The following is an 11870-nucleotide window of genomic DNA, read 5'->3' as shown; positions in this document are numbered from 1 at the left end:
CTGGAGGTCGTCCTCCAGCGTCGACTAGGTCAGGCCGGCCAGCTGCAGCAGCCGGCGATCATGGTTGCCGTAAGCAACTACATCGACAAAGCTCTTCCCGGCCGACTCGGCCAGGTCGAGGTCGAGCGTGCTCAGTCGCTGCTTGTCGGCGGCGGTCGGGGTGTTCACCCGGAGCAGCTGGACCAGCTCGTCGTTCGCGTAGGCCTCGGCCTTCGGGTCCGGCGGAGCAGCCGCCTGCACCTGCCCTCCGGCACCCACCGCGAGCGCGGCCGCGAGTGCCAGGGGGACCAGTCGTTTCCATCGGGCGGGATGGGACACGGTGACCTCCAGTAGTGAGTTCACAACGTTGGGTAACTGGAGGGTAAGGGCCGACCGTTGGTCGCGGAAGGCATTTCGCAGAGCGGACGGGAAAACCCTCGCTCAGTCGGACCTGATGGCCGACAAGCGCACGGCCAACCCTCGCCGGACGGCCGGGAGGCGGCCCAGCAGGCGGAGGACCAGATTGCGGGCCGGGCGGAGGGCGGTGGGAATCGTCGCGATCCGGGTCAAGCGGTGCGCGAGCGAGACGACGTCGAGGGCTTCGGCGCGGGCTTCTACGGCGTACTGGGTGAGGGGTGTCTCGTCGCCTGTGTTGAGGGCTGTGGACAACGCTTCGCCGAGCGTGATCGCGTCGCGGAGGCCTAGGTTCATCCCCTGGCCGCCCGCGGGGCTGTGGGTGTGGGCGGAGTCGCCGGCCAGCACCACGCGTCCGTTCAGGTAGGAGGCGGCGACCCGCTCGTGGATCCTGAAGCGGGAACCCCAGATCACCTCGGTGACCTTGACTGCGCGTGGCCCTCGGTTGTCGAGGAGCTGCTGGGCGTAGGCGATGTCGACCTGCTCGGGCGCCTGGTCGACCTCGGCGACCAGCCGGAACGAGCCGTTCGGCAGGGGAGCCACCACCAGCACGCCCTGGGTTGCCAGGTAGAGGCGCACCTCTTCGGTGGTCAGGCCGCCGTCCACCCACACGTCGGCGAGGCTGAAGTTCAGGGCCAGCGTCTCGGTGGTGTCGTCGCCGAGACCGGCGAGGTCGCGGATCCGGCTGTGCATGCCGTCGGCCGCGACGACGTACCGGGCGGTGATCGTCTCGCCGGTGTCGAGGGTGACGACCGCGTGGTCGTCGTACTGGGTGATCCCGGTCGCCTCGCAGGGACGGCGGACCTTGCCACCGAGATCCTCGAACCGCTCGACCAGCACCTTCTCGGTGAGGTCCTGCGGGATCATCAAGGTGTACGGGTACCTGGTCGGCAGCCCGCCGAACGGTACGCCGATCAGCTCGCGCCCGCCGTCGCGGATGCTGAACCGCCCGGCCGGTACGCCGAGCTCCACCAACCGATCGCTGACGCCGATCCGCTCGAGCACCTCCAGCGTCCGGGCGTGCACGACAGCCGCCCGCGAGGTGTTGGCGCCCTCGGCGAGCTTGTCGATCACCACGACCTCGCACCCCGCGCCGGCCAGCACGACGCCGACCGCCAGTCCGGCCGGCCCGGCTCCGACCACTACGACATCCGTCATCTCCGCCTCCTGGTCAACGCTTGTTGACTTCGACGGTACGACGCTCCGCTGGTCAAGTCAACAGGTGTTGACCTAGGCTGCCGGTATGCGACGTTCCGGCGACCAGACCAAGGCCGCGATCCTCGGCGCGGCCCGCGAACGCTTCGCCGCCGACGGCTACGAGCGCGCCACCATCCGCTCGATCGCCGCCGACGCCGCGACCGATCCCGCGCTGGTGATGCGCCACTTCGGCAGCAAGGAGAAGCTCTTCGCGGCGGCCGCCGACTTCGACCTGCGCCTCCCGGACCTGTCGACCCTGCCGCGGGAGTCTCTCGGGGCGGCCCTGGTCGACCACTTCCTCCGCCGCTGGGAGGAGGACGACACCCTGCAGGCTCTGCTCCGCGCGGCCGTCACCAACGAGGCCGCCGCCGACCGGATGCGCGAGATCTTCACCGGCCAACTGGCGATCGCCGCGGCCGGCCTCGCCGACGACCCCGAAGTCCGGGCCGGCCTGGTCGCCTCCCAGACCCTGGGCCTCGGCCTGTGCAGGTACGTCCTGAAACTGGGGCCGATGGCCGAGCTGCCCCGGGCGGCGGTGGTCGCCTGGATGGGTCCCACGGTCCAGCGGTACCTGACCGCCACCGCCCCCGGTCGCGACGTGCCCTAGTTGTCGTTGTGCCAGGTGGCGCCGTTGCAGTAGCCGGCGTGCAGCTGGTCGTCACCCCGGCAGATCAGGAAGTGGATGTTGTGCTCGGGCAGGTTGTACTTCCCGCCCATGCTGGCGCGCACCGTCGTGCAGTTGCCCTCGCCACCGGCGCGGATCCAGTAGAGCTTCGGGCCGTCCCTGCTCCCGTCGAAGACGGTCAAGTACGCCGCGTCCCCGTCGGCGTCGGTGTCGCACACCTTGACGATGTCGCCGTGCTCGGTGAACTCCATCCTCCCGGCGGCATCCTCCCCGGGGAACATCGTGTCCTTGGTCTCCATCGAGTGATCGGCGGCGAAGGCCTGCGGCACGCTGACCATGCCCAGCGCGACGGTGGCGACAGCGATCCCCAGGGTTCTGCGGTACTTCATCAAGACTCCGAACTTCGGGCGGCGGCCACCGGTTGGTGGTCAGTTCCCAGAAGTTATCGGTAGAAACCCGCTCGAAACGTCAGCTTGGAGTGGGATATCAACCATCAACCGGTGGTAGGACCTCAGGTCCGTGATCGACGGCGTCGCTTGGTCTCCTGCAGGAAGAGCCAGGCGACGGCCGCGCCGACGACGAAGCCGCCGAGGTGGCCCTCCCAGCTGATGTTCGGGAAGGTGAAGGAGATCACCGCGGTGATCGCGACGTACGCGAGGATCCAGGTGACGTCCATGCCGCGGGCCCGGCTGATCACCAGGAGCGCGCCGACCAGGCCGAGCACGGCGCCGGACGCGCCGAGCGTGGCGCCGAGCGGGTTGCCGAGGATCCAGACCGCGACACCACCGCCGAGCGCGGACAGGAAGTACAGCAGGATGAACCGCACGCGGCCGAGCATCTGCTCCAGCGGCGGACCGACCTGGTAGAGCATGAACAGGTTCGAGAAGATGTGGAAGATCTGCACGTGCGCGAACGCCGACGTCAGCAGCCGCCACGGCTCGGTGTCGACCAGCGCCGGGACCAGGACCAGGTCGTTCACCAGCCGGCTGCTGCTGGAGCGGATCGCGATGAAGACCAGCACGTTGATCGCCAGCAGCGTCAGCGTGACGACCTGGGTGTTGCCGCGAGCGACACCGCCGAGCGACGTCCGGGTCTTCGGGATCGACTTCACGCCCTCGTTGAAGCAGTCCGGGCACTGGAAGCCGACCGACGCGGTGTTCATGCAGGACGGGCAGATCGGCTTGTCGCAGCGCTGGCAGCGCACCCCGGTGGGCCGATCCGGGTGCCGGTAGCAGACGGTCTCGGTCACGGGCTGATCCTCTCGGCGGAGCTGTGGAACGTCACTCGGAGGTCGCTGGAGTCACGAACGGCCGATCCGTTGAGATCGGCCGTCCGGTGGAGAAAGTCCTGCGGGTACCGCGGTGGTTCAGTTGGTGCGGGTCTCGATCTTCACGCTGTTGATCACGACCGGCTCGACCGGCTGGTCGGCGCCCTTGGTCTTCACGGTCGCGATCTCGTCGACGACCTTGCGCGACGCGTCGTCGGCGACCTCGCCGAAGATCGTGTGCTTGCGGTTCAGGTGCGGGGTCGGCACGACGGTGACGAAGAACTGCGAACCGTTGGTGCCGCGGCCGAACTGGATGCCGGCGTTCGCCATCGCCAGCAGGTACGGGCGGTCGAACTGCAGGTCCGGGTGGATCTCGTCGTCGAAGGCGTAGCCCGGCGAACCGGTGCCGGTGCCGAGCGGGCAGCCGCCCTGGATCATGAAGCCGGAGATCACCCGGTGGAAGCCCAGACCGTCGTAGAAGCGCTCGTTCTTCTTCTCACCGGTCTCCGGGTCGGTCCACTCCTGGGTACCGTCCGCGAGGCCGACGAAGTTCTTCACCGTCTTCGGCGCCTCGTTGGGGAACAGTTTGATGACGACGTCGCCCTTGGTCGTCTGCAGGGTCGCGAACAGTTCTTCGGCCACGGGAGTACTCCTCATCGAATAACAACTGACGCCCTCGATCCTGTCACGGAGGTTCAAGTCGGCGGCCACCGACCGGCCGGGAACCCGGCCCGGGATCCGTCCACAGGCTGTGGACAACGTTTGCCGATCGCCGGGTCGCCGGGGCGGCCGGTTTATCGGCTGGGTACGTCGTACGATGCAGATGCAGCCGGATTTGTCCAGAAGCCGTACAGGTCGTCCCACTCCGTCGCTGGGCCGGACCGAGCCCGTGACACGGGCGACCACCGAGGAGGAACCGTGGGTTTGTTGAAGTCCAAGGGCCGGGTCGAGACCGCGAAGGACCGGGTCCGGCCGCTCGCCGAGACGGCGTCGCACAAGGTCGGTGCGGGTGCGGGCCAGGTCCGTGACCACCTCGGACCGGCCGTGGGCACCGCACGGGAGAAGGTGTCGCCGTACGCCGAGAAGGCCGTCGAGCGCGGCGCCTCGATCGCGCACACCGCGGTGGAGAAGGCCCAGCCGGTGATCGACGACGCGCTGAGCAAGGTCGGCCCGGCCACCGAGCACGCCGCCGAGAAGGCGCGCGAGCGGATCAACGACGACCTGATGCCGAAGGTGACCGCGGCGCTGGCGGCCCTGGCCGCGGCCGCGGAGCCGGTGGTCGAGGAGACGTCGCGCCGGGGCAAGGCCACCAAGGCCGCGCTGCGGGGCGAGCTCGAGGTCCCGAAGAAGAGCCACAAGCTGCGCAACTTCGCGCTGCTGCTCGGCTTCGGCGCGCTGGCGGCCGCCGCCGTCCGCAAGCTGCTGACCCCGCCGGAGCCGGCCTGGCAGTCGACTCCGACCAGCGGCCGCGACTACAGCTCGGCCCCGGCCGGTACGACGTCGCGCCCGGCCCCGGCCGCTGACAAGTCGGCCGCCGACAAGCCGGCCGCGCCGAAGGCGGAGACGGCCACCTCGAACGGCAAGACCGAGGAGTCCGCGGACGCCAAGGCGGACGAGGCTCCGAAGGCGTCGTCGAACGGGACGGCCAAGAAGACCACGACGTCGGCGCGCAAGCCGGACACCAAGCCGACCGACTCCTGATCGCAGCGACAAACAGAAGGGCCACAGACTCGACAGTCTGTGGCCCTTCTGGTTTTCGCTGCTTCAGTCGTCGTCGTCCTCGTGCTCGTCGCGGCCCGAGGTGGTGGAGATCCGGCCGGCCGACAGCAGTTGCGTCGCGTACCGGTGGGTGATGCACGGGTAGGTAGCTCCGCAGTGCACGCAGACGGCGTCGTTGCGGTGGATCCACGGCAGGACGCCGAACCGTTTCGTCTTGGTCAGCGGCTCCCGGTCCGGGGCGTGCAGCTGGAGCGCCTCGCGCGCCGCGTTCTGGATCTCCGGCGCCGACCACTCCTCGGCACTCTTGTCCATCAACGCGTGCAGGTCCGGGTGGAGTGAGTCGCCGGTGGTGACCGGCGGATCGGCAGGGGACTGGGTCATCTTTCGTCTCCGGGCTGAGGTCGGGGCGGGGCACGACCGGACCAGGCTGGAACGGCTGTCTGAAGCGTGTCAGTCTGATCGCTCGCAGCGACACTAGCCGCTGGGAGGCCGACTCCTGCCACTGCCCGGCAGTACTCCCGAGTAAGGGTTTCGTCAGGTTCCCGGCGGGGTCGCCGGTCAGCTCCAGAGGTTCTCGAACGCGACCCTGGCCTCGAGCTCCAGCAGGTGCCGTTTACGGGGGATCCCACCGCCGAAACCGACCATCTTGCCGCCCGCGCCGACCACCCGGTGACAGGGCACGACGAGCGGCAACGGGTTGCGGTTGCAGGCGACGCCGACGGCCCGGGCCGCACCCGCGTCGCCGACGGCTTTGGCGACGTCGCCGTAGGTCTGCATCTCGCCGTACGGGATGCGCAGCAGCTGCTGCCAGACCGCGCGCTCGAAGGTGGAGCCGCCACGCACCGACAGCGGCAGGTCGAAGTCGGTCCGCTCGCCGGCGAAGTACGCCTTCACCTGCTCGTGGGCCTCGACCAGCAGCGGGTCGGGCACGGTGACCGGCTCGATGCCGTCGACGACGCCGAACGTCACCCGGCACACCCCGGTGTCGTCGACGGCCAGGGACAGGTCACCGATGGGCGAACCGACAACGGACCAGCGCATGAACCCATCCTCCACCCCGGCACCGACACTTTTCCGGGTCCCGCCGTCCAGGCGGCACAATGGATGCGGCGGGTGACGACGGGCACACAAGGTTCTGGATTCGTCACCCTGTGTGTGCTATTTCTGAGTCGCTCTCTTCCCGACCGGCAGCGAGGGGTTGTCCGTGACCGACCAGACCCCTGGCTCCGACCTCCCGAGGTACCTGCCGGGCACGTACCGTTCCGCCACTCCGCCGACGTACCCGCAGTACGGCGTACCGGAAGCCGGCGGCGCGCACCTGCTGCCGAAGCGGCCGCCGTCCCCTCCGTTGGACCGGTGGTTCACCGCGGAGCACGCGATGGGCCTGGCGGCCTCGGTCCTGATCGGCGCGGTCACGGTGATGAGCTGGGCCACCGCCTGGTCGGACTGGAACTCCTACCGGACCCTGCGCCTGTACGCCGGCGACGCGGACCGGATGGACGACGCCGACCTGATCTCCGGGCTGTTCGGCATCATCGCCGCGCTCGCGCTGTTCACCTCGGCCGTGGTCTTCATCGTCTGGCTGTGGCGGGTCCGCTGGAACGCCGAGATGTTCTGCCGCGGCGAGCACCGCTACACCCGCGGCTGGGTGCTCGGCGGCTGGATCGTCCCCGTGGTGAACCTCTGGTACCCCAAGCAGGTCGTCGACGACATCGTCGCGGCCAGCGACCCCCGGACGCCGCCGCACCTGCCGACTCTCCGCGGCATCCCGGGCACCCGGCTGGTCTGGGCCTGGTGGCTGACCTGGGTGGTCGGCCTGGTGCTCGACAACGTCGGCCAGCGCAGCGTCCTCGACGGCGCACCCCAGCTCGGCGAGCTGCGCGAGAACGCCTGGCTGTCGACCGTCTCCGCGGTCAGTACGACGGCCGCGGCGGTGCTGGCGATGATCCTGATCCGGCGGATCAACGACCTGCAGACCCAGCGCCCGTGGACGCCGTGGTGGGCGCACGGGAACCCTGCGCCGTAAAGCAACCCGTCACGGACCGTCCACTGCGTCGTTACAAGTGGTGATGGGCGTAGGAAAAGAACTCGTTAAGTCGATACCCTCCGTGCTGGGCTCGACTCCACACGGGTACTTACTTCGTGGTATCAATGGGGCTCGGTCACGCGGGGGCAGGATTCGACCGAGACGCCGAACAGACGGAGTTCCAGCAACGCGAGGGACGCACGACGTGAGCCACCCGCAAACGGCGGTCTTTTCCGCTGCCGATACCCACGACGAGTGGCAGCCACATGCTGCTGAGGAGTTCCAGCAGGTCGGCACCGTCGGCAAGATCGCGACCGCTCTGCTGTTCGCCTCCACCCTGACCCATCTGGTGGTCACGTGGTCGGACTGGAACACCTACAACGCGGTCAGCCAGTTCCTCGGCGACGGCGCCGACGTCGACATGGCGATCCTGAACCGGGCCGACACGATCGCCCGGCTCACCTCGATCCCGAACGTGATCGTCTCGGTCGCGGCCGCCGTGGTCTTCGTGATCTGGCTGTGGCGCGCCCGGGTCAACTCCGAGGTGTTCTGCCAGGCCGACCACCGCCGCAGCCACGGCTGGGTGCTGGCCAGCTGGTTCTGCCCCGGCCCCAACCTCTGGTACCCCAAGCAGATCGTCGACGACGTCTGGCTGGCCAGCGATCCGAAGACCCCCGTGTACGCCGACGACCTGCGCCGGTTCAGGCCGCCGCTCCTGACCCAGGTGTGGTGGATCGCCTGGGTCGGCGCGCTCGCGTTCGACATCGTGGTGCGCCGGTTCCTGATGTGGATGGCCCCGACCGTCGGCACCCTGCGCGGAATCGCGCTGGCCGGGACCGCGTCGCTGCTGCTGACCGCGGCCGCCGCGGTCGGCGGGATGCTGGTGATCCGCAAGATCAACGCGATGCAGGCCGGCCGCGAGTGGGTCCCGTGGTGGGACCAGCGCGAGCCGAAGCTGACCGCCGTCCCGACGTACGCCGACGACGACACCTCCGAGCAGCAGCCGATCGCCGAGCCGATCGCGACCGCCCCGGCGCTGCGGCTCGAGCGCTCCCCGGAGCGCCGCACCGGCTACAACCAGCAGCCTCCGACGCAGTACGCCAACGAGACGACCTTCGGTGGCGGCTCCACGACCGCCAGCCCGTTCAGCGCTCCAGCGGCGACCGAGACGACCTTCGGTGGTGGATCCGGTGCGAGCCCGTTCGGCGCGGCCGCGGCCGGTGGACTGGCTGCCGAGGCGGTGAGCGGCGGAGCCACCGGCTCGCCGTTCGCGCCCGCACCGGCTGAAGAAGAGGCTCCGGCCTGGAGCCCGTTCGCCCCGGTGGCGGAGAGCTGGCAGGAGTCCGGCCCGGCGACCGAGCAGTTCAGCCCGGTCGAGACCTGGCGGGACGAGCCGGGCCCGGTCGAGGAGGCCACCCCGTCGTACCAGCAGACCGCTGCGGGTCTGGAGTCGCCGAGCTGGGCCGGCACCAGCTACAGCTCCACCGGGGACGACCTGCTGTCGGCCCCGCTGCCGAGCTGGCAGGCCGAGACGGTCGCCCCGCCGCCGCTGACCGCCGCGCAGCCCGACCCGTATTCGTACCAGCCCGAGCCGACCCCGGTCGCCGAGCCGGAGCCGTCCTGGTCGTCGACGTACGCGCAGGGCTACTCCTCCTACGAGACCTCGTCCGACTACCTGACGTCGTCGGCACCGATCCCCGCGCCCGAGCCGGAGCCCGAGCCGGCACCTGTTGCGCGCGCCGGTCGCCGGGCCGCTCGGGTCGCGGTGGACAGCCCGTCGGCGGTTCAGCCCACCGAGCCTGCCTTCCAGCAACCAACACCGCAGGAGCCCACCTACCAGGCGGACACCGACGACTACCTCACGCCGTCGAAGCCGCTGCCCTCGGTGCCGTCGTACGGGCCGGAGCCGACGTACACGCCGGAGCCCGCCGCCTACACCCCCGAGCCGAGCTACGCGCCGGAGCCGACCTACGCGGCGTACGACGCCCCGGCGGTCCCGTCGAGCTACGAGACGGCGTACACCCCGGACTACAGCTCGTCGTACACCGAGTCGACCTACTCGGACTACAGCTCCTCCTACGCGCCGCAGCAGCCGGCCGAGCCGACGTACGAGTCGTACAGCTCGACCTACGACTCCTACAGCTCGCCGGCGCAGAGCAGCTACTCCGACTCGACCTACGACTACAGCCCGAACTACGCGCCCGAGTCCTACGACAACGGCAACTACTCGTCGACGGACTACAGCGCGACCGACTACTCCCAGCCGGCCGAGTCGCAGTACCAGCAGGCGCCGTACTCGTACGAGCCCGCCGAGCCGCCGGCCGCCACTCCGCCCCCGGCCCCGGCCGACGAGGACACCGGCGAGCACACCGCGCCGCGGACGCACCCCCGCCGCCGCTGGACCTGATCCGGCCCCGGCCCTCCCGAAGAGGCCTGATCCCACCCCCCGGGATCAGGCCTCTTCTCCGTCCTGTGCGGAAAGCGTTTGCACGGTAAGCTCGGGTGACATGACCCTGGCCTTCTCCACGCTCGGCTGCGCCGGCGCACCGCTCGACACCGTCCTGGAACTCGCCCACGCGAACAAGATCTCCGGCCTGGAACTGCGGGCCGCCGACGAAGAGTTCACCCACGTCGGACTGACCCCGGCCGAACGCCGTACGCTGCGTGGCCGGATCGAGGACGCCGGCCTGGAGATCCTCGCCGTCGACAGCTACGTGCACCTGTGCGGCGTCGAGGAGCAGCCGCTCGCCGAGCACCTGGAGCTGGCGCACGACCTCGGCGCGCGCGGCGTCCGGGCGTTCATGCGCGACGACCCGGACGCCACCGGCGAGCCGACCCCCGGCGAGCTGCGGGCGATGGACCGGGTCGCACGGTCGGGGACCGAGGTCAGCGTGCTGCTCGAGACCCACGACACGCACTCGTCGGGCCGGAGCATCGCCGCCTTCTGCGCGCTGCTCGACCGTGAGGTCCCGGCCCACGACGCGCGGGTGATCTGGGACGCCGCGCACACCCGGCGGACCGGGGAGACGCCGGCCGAGTCGCTCGCGCTGCTGCGGCCGTGGCTCGAGTTCGTCCAGATCAAGGACCACGACTCGCAGCGGGAGTACAAGCCGGTCGCGATGGGCGCCGGCGACTACCCGATCGGCGAGCTGCTGACCGCGCTCGACGGCACGGACTACCCGCTCTCGCTGGAGTGGGAGCTCAAGTGGCACCCCGACCTGCCGCCGCTGTCGGAGGCCCTACCCGCGACGCTCGCCTGGATCAACCGTTAGTGCTCAGTACGACGGGGAGCGTGCGGCGCCTCTTCGACCGCGCGGCCGTCGAGGTGCCAGCTCCAGCTCACCGTCGGCGTGATCCGCAGGTAGGTGCCGGCGCCGAACTGTCCTTCGCGCTCGATCACCTCGGCGGTGCCGTAGATCCGGACGAAGCGCGGCGACCAGGGGTCGTGGGACACCAGGTCGTCGACCACCAGCGCGATCTGCTGGTTGCCGTCCCGGACGTTCAGCACCTTGCGGGTGCGCTCGGGACTGTGCCCACCGATGTAGAAGTAGGTGCCGTCGTACTCCAGGCCGACCGGGACGACGTCCGGCTGACCGTCGAGATCGACGGTGGCGAGGCGGGCCAGCGGCTGGGACTCGAGATAGGCGAGCTCTTCCGGGGTGAAGGACATCGGGGATTCTCCTCAAGAAGGTGTCGGGTTAAGGTACAACGATCGTTGTAACAAGTACAACGGGCGTTGTATTCCTGGAGGAGACCGTGGACAAACGCACGGCGGTGCTGGCCGGCGCCCGGACGGTCTTCGCCCGCGACGGCTACACCCGGGCGAGCATCGACGTGATCGCCGCCGCGGCGCGGGTCTCGACCCGGACGATCTACAACCACTTCGGGGACAAGGCCGGACTGTTCGCCGCCGTGATCGAGACCAGCGCGGCCGGGGTCGCCGCCGCGCAGCTCGCCCTGATCGACCGCTACCTGGGCACGATCGGCGATCTGGAGGAGGACCTGGTCGCCTTCGGCATCGCCTGGCGTACGCCGGTCCCGGACCACGTCGAACACTCGGCCCTGGTCCGGCAGATCAACGCCGAGGGCGGACACATCCCGGCCGAGGTGATCGAGACCTGGCAGCAGACCGGCCCGCTCGCCGTACGCCGTGCGCTCGCTGCCCGCTTCGAAGCCTTCGCCGCCGACGGCCTGCTGACCCTCGAGGACCCGCTCCGCGCCGCCCTGCACTTCTCGGCCCTGATCAGCGGCACCGACCCGGCGTACCGCTCCCGGACCCTCGACGAGGAGGTGGCCGAGACGGTGCGCTCCGGCGTGCACGCGTTTCTCCACGGCTATGGCGAGAACTCAACGGCCTAGGCCACAATTCTGATTCAGTCTGTCATCGCGCATGACGACGGGCACTGTTCGTTCGTCAAACGAGTGAAGTCCCGACGGGGGACCTTGCAGGTAAGGACATTCGCGATGAGTGCTACCAGCGTGCGGTGGTGGGTCGGATGAGTCCGCGGGCCGTGGACAAGCGGGCCCGGCCGGGCAACGAGGGCGGACCGCCGGCCACGGAGCCCGCCGCTGACCTGACCGAGGTCGGGCAGCGGGAGGAGACCAAGGAGCCGGTCGAGGTGGACAAGAACTGAGGCGGCCCG

The 11870-nt window shown here is 69.8% G+C and carries 15 protein-coding genes; 7 read left to right on the top strand and 8 right to left on the bottom strand.

The annotated features are described in order from the left end of the window. Window positions 1-24: 24 nt before the first annotated feature. Complete coding sequence (locus tag HDA39_RS29945; RefSeq protein ID WP_184800845.1) at window positions 25-318, bottom strand: hypothetical protein; 294 nt, start codon at window positions 316-318, stop codon at window positions 25-27. 102 nt (window positions 319-420) lie between these two features. Further along, window positions 421-1551 (bottom strand): FAD-dependent oxidoreductase, encoded by a 1131-nt coding sequence (locus HDA39_RS29940; RefSeq protein WP_184800843.1) that lies wholly within the window; start codon window positions 1549-1551, stop codon window positions 421-423. 85 nt (window positions 1552-1636) lie between these two features. Here HDA39_RS29940 and HDA39_RS29935 point away from each other — a divergent pair, with 85 nt between their 5' ends. Beyond that, entirely contained in the window at window positions 1637-2197 is a 561-nt protein-coding gene (locus HDA39_RS29935; protein ID WP_184800841.1) for a TetR/AcrR family transcriptional regulator, read from the top strand. Here HDA39_RS29935 and HDA39_RS29930 read toward each other — a convergent pair. From HDA39_RS29930 to HDA39_RS29920, 3 genes are all read right to left on the bottom strand, one after another. Further along, window positions 2194-2604, bottom strand: a complete 411-nt coding sequence (locus HDA39_RS29930) for a hypothetical protein (protein WP_184800839.1) — start codon at window positions 2602-2604, stop codon at window positions 2194-2196. The genes HDA39_RS29935 and HDA39_RS29930 overlap by 4 nt on opposite strands. A gap of 122 nt (window positions 2605-2726) precedes the next feature. After that, on the bottom strand, window positions 2727-3464 hold the full coding sequence (locus HDA39_RS29925; protein WP_184800837.1) for a rhomboid family intramembrane serine protease: 738 nt from the start codon (window positions 3462-3464) through the stop codon (window positions 2727-2729). A 117-nt stretch (window positions 3465-3581) separates the two neighbouring features. Beyond that, window positions 3582-4139 carry a peptidylprolyl isomerase gene (locus HDA39_RS29920; RefSeq protein WP_184800835.1) on the bottom strand — a complete coding sequence of 186 codons (558 nt, stop codon included), beginning with the start codon at window positions 4137-4139 and terminating at the stop codon, window positions 3582-3584. Between the two features lie 261 nt (window positions 4140-4400). Here HDA39_RS29920 and HDA39_RS29915 point away from each other — a divergent pair, with 261 nt between their 5' ends. After that, window positions 4401-5183, top strand: a complete 783-nt coding sequence (locus HDA39_RS29915; RefSeq protein ID WP_184800833.1) for a DUF5324 family protein — start codon at window positions 4401-4403, stop codon at window positions 5181-5183. Between the two features lie 63 nt (window positions 5184-5246). Here the strand turns inward: HDA39_RS29915 and HDA39_RS29910 are convergent, their stop codons facing one another. Continuing rightward, on the bottom strand, window positions 5247-5582 hold the full coding sequence (locus tag HDA39_RS29910; RefSeq protein ID WP_184800831.1) for a hypothetical protein: 336 nt from the start codon (window positions 5580-5582) through the stop codon (window positions 5247-5249). 177 nt (window positions 5583-5759) lie between these two features. Further along, window positions 5760-6242, bottom strand: a complete 483-nt coding sequence (locus HDA39_RS29905) for a methylated-DNA--[protein]-cysteine S-methyltransferase (protein ID WP_184800829.1) — start codon at window positions 6240-6242, stop codon at window positions 5760-5762. 163 nt (window positions 6243-6405) lie between these two features. Here HDA39_RS29905 and HDA39_RS29900 point away from each other — a divergent pair, with 163 nt between their 5' ends. The 3 genes from HDA39_RS29900 (at window position 6406) to HDA39_RS29890 (ending at window position 10499) form a co-directional block, all read left to right on the top strand. Continuing rightward, complete coding sequence (locus HDA39_RS29900; protein WP_337925950.1) at window positions 6406-7227, top strand: DUF4328 domain-containing protein; 822 nt, start codon at window positions 6406-6408, stop codon at window positions 7225-7227. Between the two features lie 205 nt (window positions 7228-7432). Further along, window positions 7433-9634, top strand: coding sequence for a DUF4328 domain-containing protein (locus HDA39_RS29895; RefSeq protein ID WP_184800825.1), 2202 nt, complete (start codon window positions 7433-7435; stop codon window positions 9632-9634). Window positions 9635-9734: 100 nt separating this feature from the next. Continuing rightward, complete coding sequence (locus tag HDA39_RS29890; RefSeq protein WP_184800823.1) at window positions 9735-10499, top strand: sugar phosphate isomerase/epimerase family protein; 765 nt, start codon at window positions 9735-9737, stop codon at window positions 10497-10499. Here HDA39_RS29890 and HDA39_RS29885 read toward each other — a convergent pair. Beyond that, window positions 10496-10897: a PPOX class F420-dependent oxidoreductase gene (locus HDA39_RS29885; protein WP_184800821.1), complete on the bottom strand. Its 402-nt coding sequence runs from the start codon at window positions 10895-10897 to the stop codon at window positions 10496-10498. The two genes, HDA39_RS29890 and HDA39_RS29885, sit on opposite strands and share 4 nt — an antisense overlap. An 86-nt stretch (window positions 10898-10983) precedes the next feature. On the opposite strand from HDA39_RS29885, the gene HDA39_RS29880 reads away from it, so the two are divergent. Further along, a complete protein-coding gene (locus tag HDA39_RS29880) occupies window positions 10984-11586 on the top strand; it encodes a TetR family transcriptional regulator (RefSeq protein ID WP_184800819.1) in 603 nt (200 codons plus the stop codon). Window positions 11587-11723: 137 nt separating this feature from the next. Beyond that, window positions 11724-11861, top strand: a complete 138-nt coding sequence (locus HDA39_RS29875; RefSeq protein WP_184800817.1) for a hypothetical protein — start codon at window positions 11724-11726, stop codon at window positions 11859-11861. Window positions 11862-11870: the final 9 nt, after the last annotated feature.

Source organism: Kribbella italica (genome assembly GCF_014205135.1).
Classification (GTDB): Bacteria; Actinomycetota; Actinomycetes; order Propionibacteriales; family Kribbellaceae; genus Kribbella; species Kribbella italica.
The sequence above is the reverse complement of the archived record's forward strand: the minus strand, read 5'-3'. Positions and strand labels throughout refer to the sequence as shown.

What these genes read in the sequence shown, in the direction of transcription:
- HDA39_RS29930 (WP_184800839.1), bottom strand. Translation starts at nt 2,604, where the DNA reads ATGAAGTACCGCAGAACCCTGGGGATCGCTGTCGCCACCGTCGCGCTG.
- HDA39_RS29890 (WP_184800823.1), top strand. Translation starts at nt 9,735, where the DNA reads ATGACCCTGGCCTTCTCCACGCTCGGCTGCGCCGGCGCACCGCTCGAC.
- HDA39_RS29905 (WP_184800829.1), bottom strand. Translation starts at nt 6,242, where the DNA reads ATGCGCTGGTCCGTTGTCGGTTCGCCCATCGGTGACCTGTCCCTGGCC.
- HDA39_RS29935 (WP_184800841.1), top strand. Translation starts at nt 1,637, where the DNA reads ATGCGACGTTCCGGCGACCAGACCAAGGCCGCGATCCTCGGCGCGGCC.
- HDA39_RS29940 (WP_184800843.1), bottom strand. Translation starts at nt 1,551, where the DNA reads ATGACGGATGTCGTAGTGGTCGGAGCCGGGCCGGCCGGACTGGCGGTC.
- HDA39_RS29875 (WP_184800817.1), top strand. Translation starts at nt 11,724, where the DNA reads ATGAGTCCGCGGGCCGTGGACAAGCGGGCCCGGCCGGGCAACGAGGGC.
- HDA39_RS29885 (WP_184800821.1), bottom strand. Translation starts at nt 10,897, where the DNA reads ATGTCCTTCACCCCGGAAGAGCTCGCCTATCTCGAGTCCCAGCCGCTG.
- HDA39_RS29910 (WP_184800831.1), bottom strand. Translation starts at nt 5,582, where the DNA reads ATGACCCAGTCCCCTGCCGATCCGCCGGTCACCACCGGCGACTCACTC.
- HDA39_RS29920 (WP_184800835.1), bottom strand. Translation starts at nt 4,139, where the DNA reads ATGAGGAGTACTCCCGTGGCCGAAGAACTGTTCGCGACCCTGCAGACG.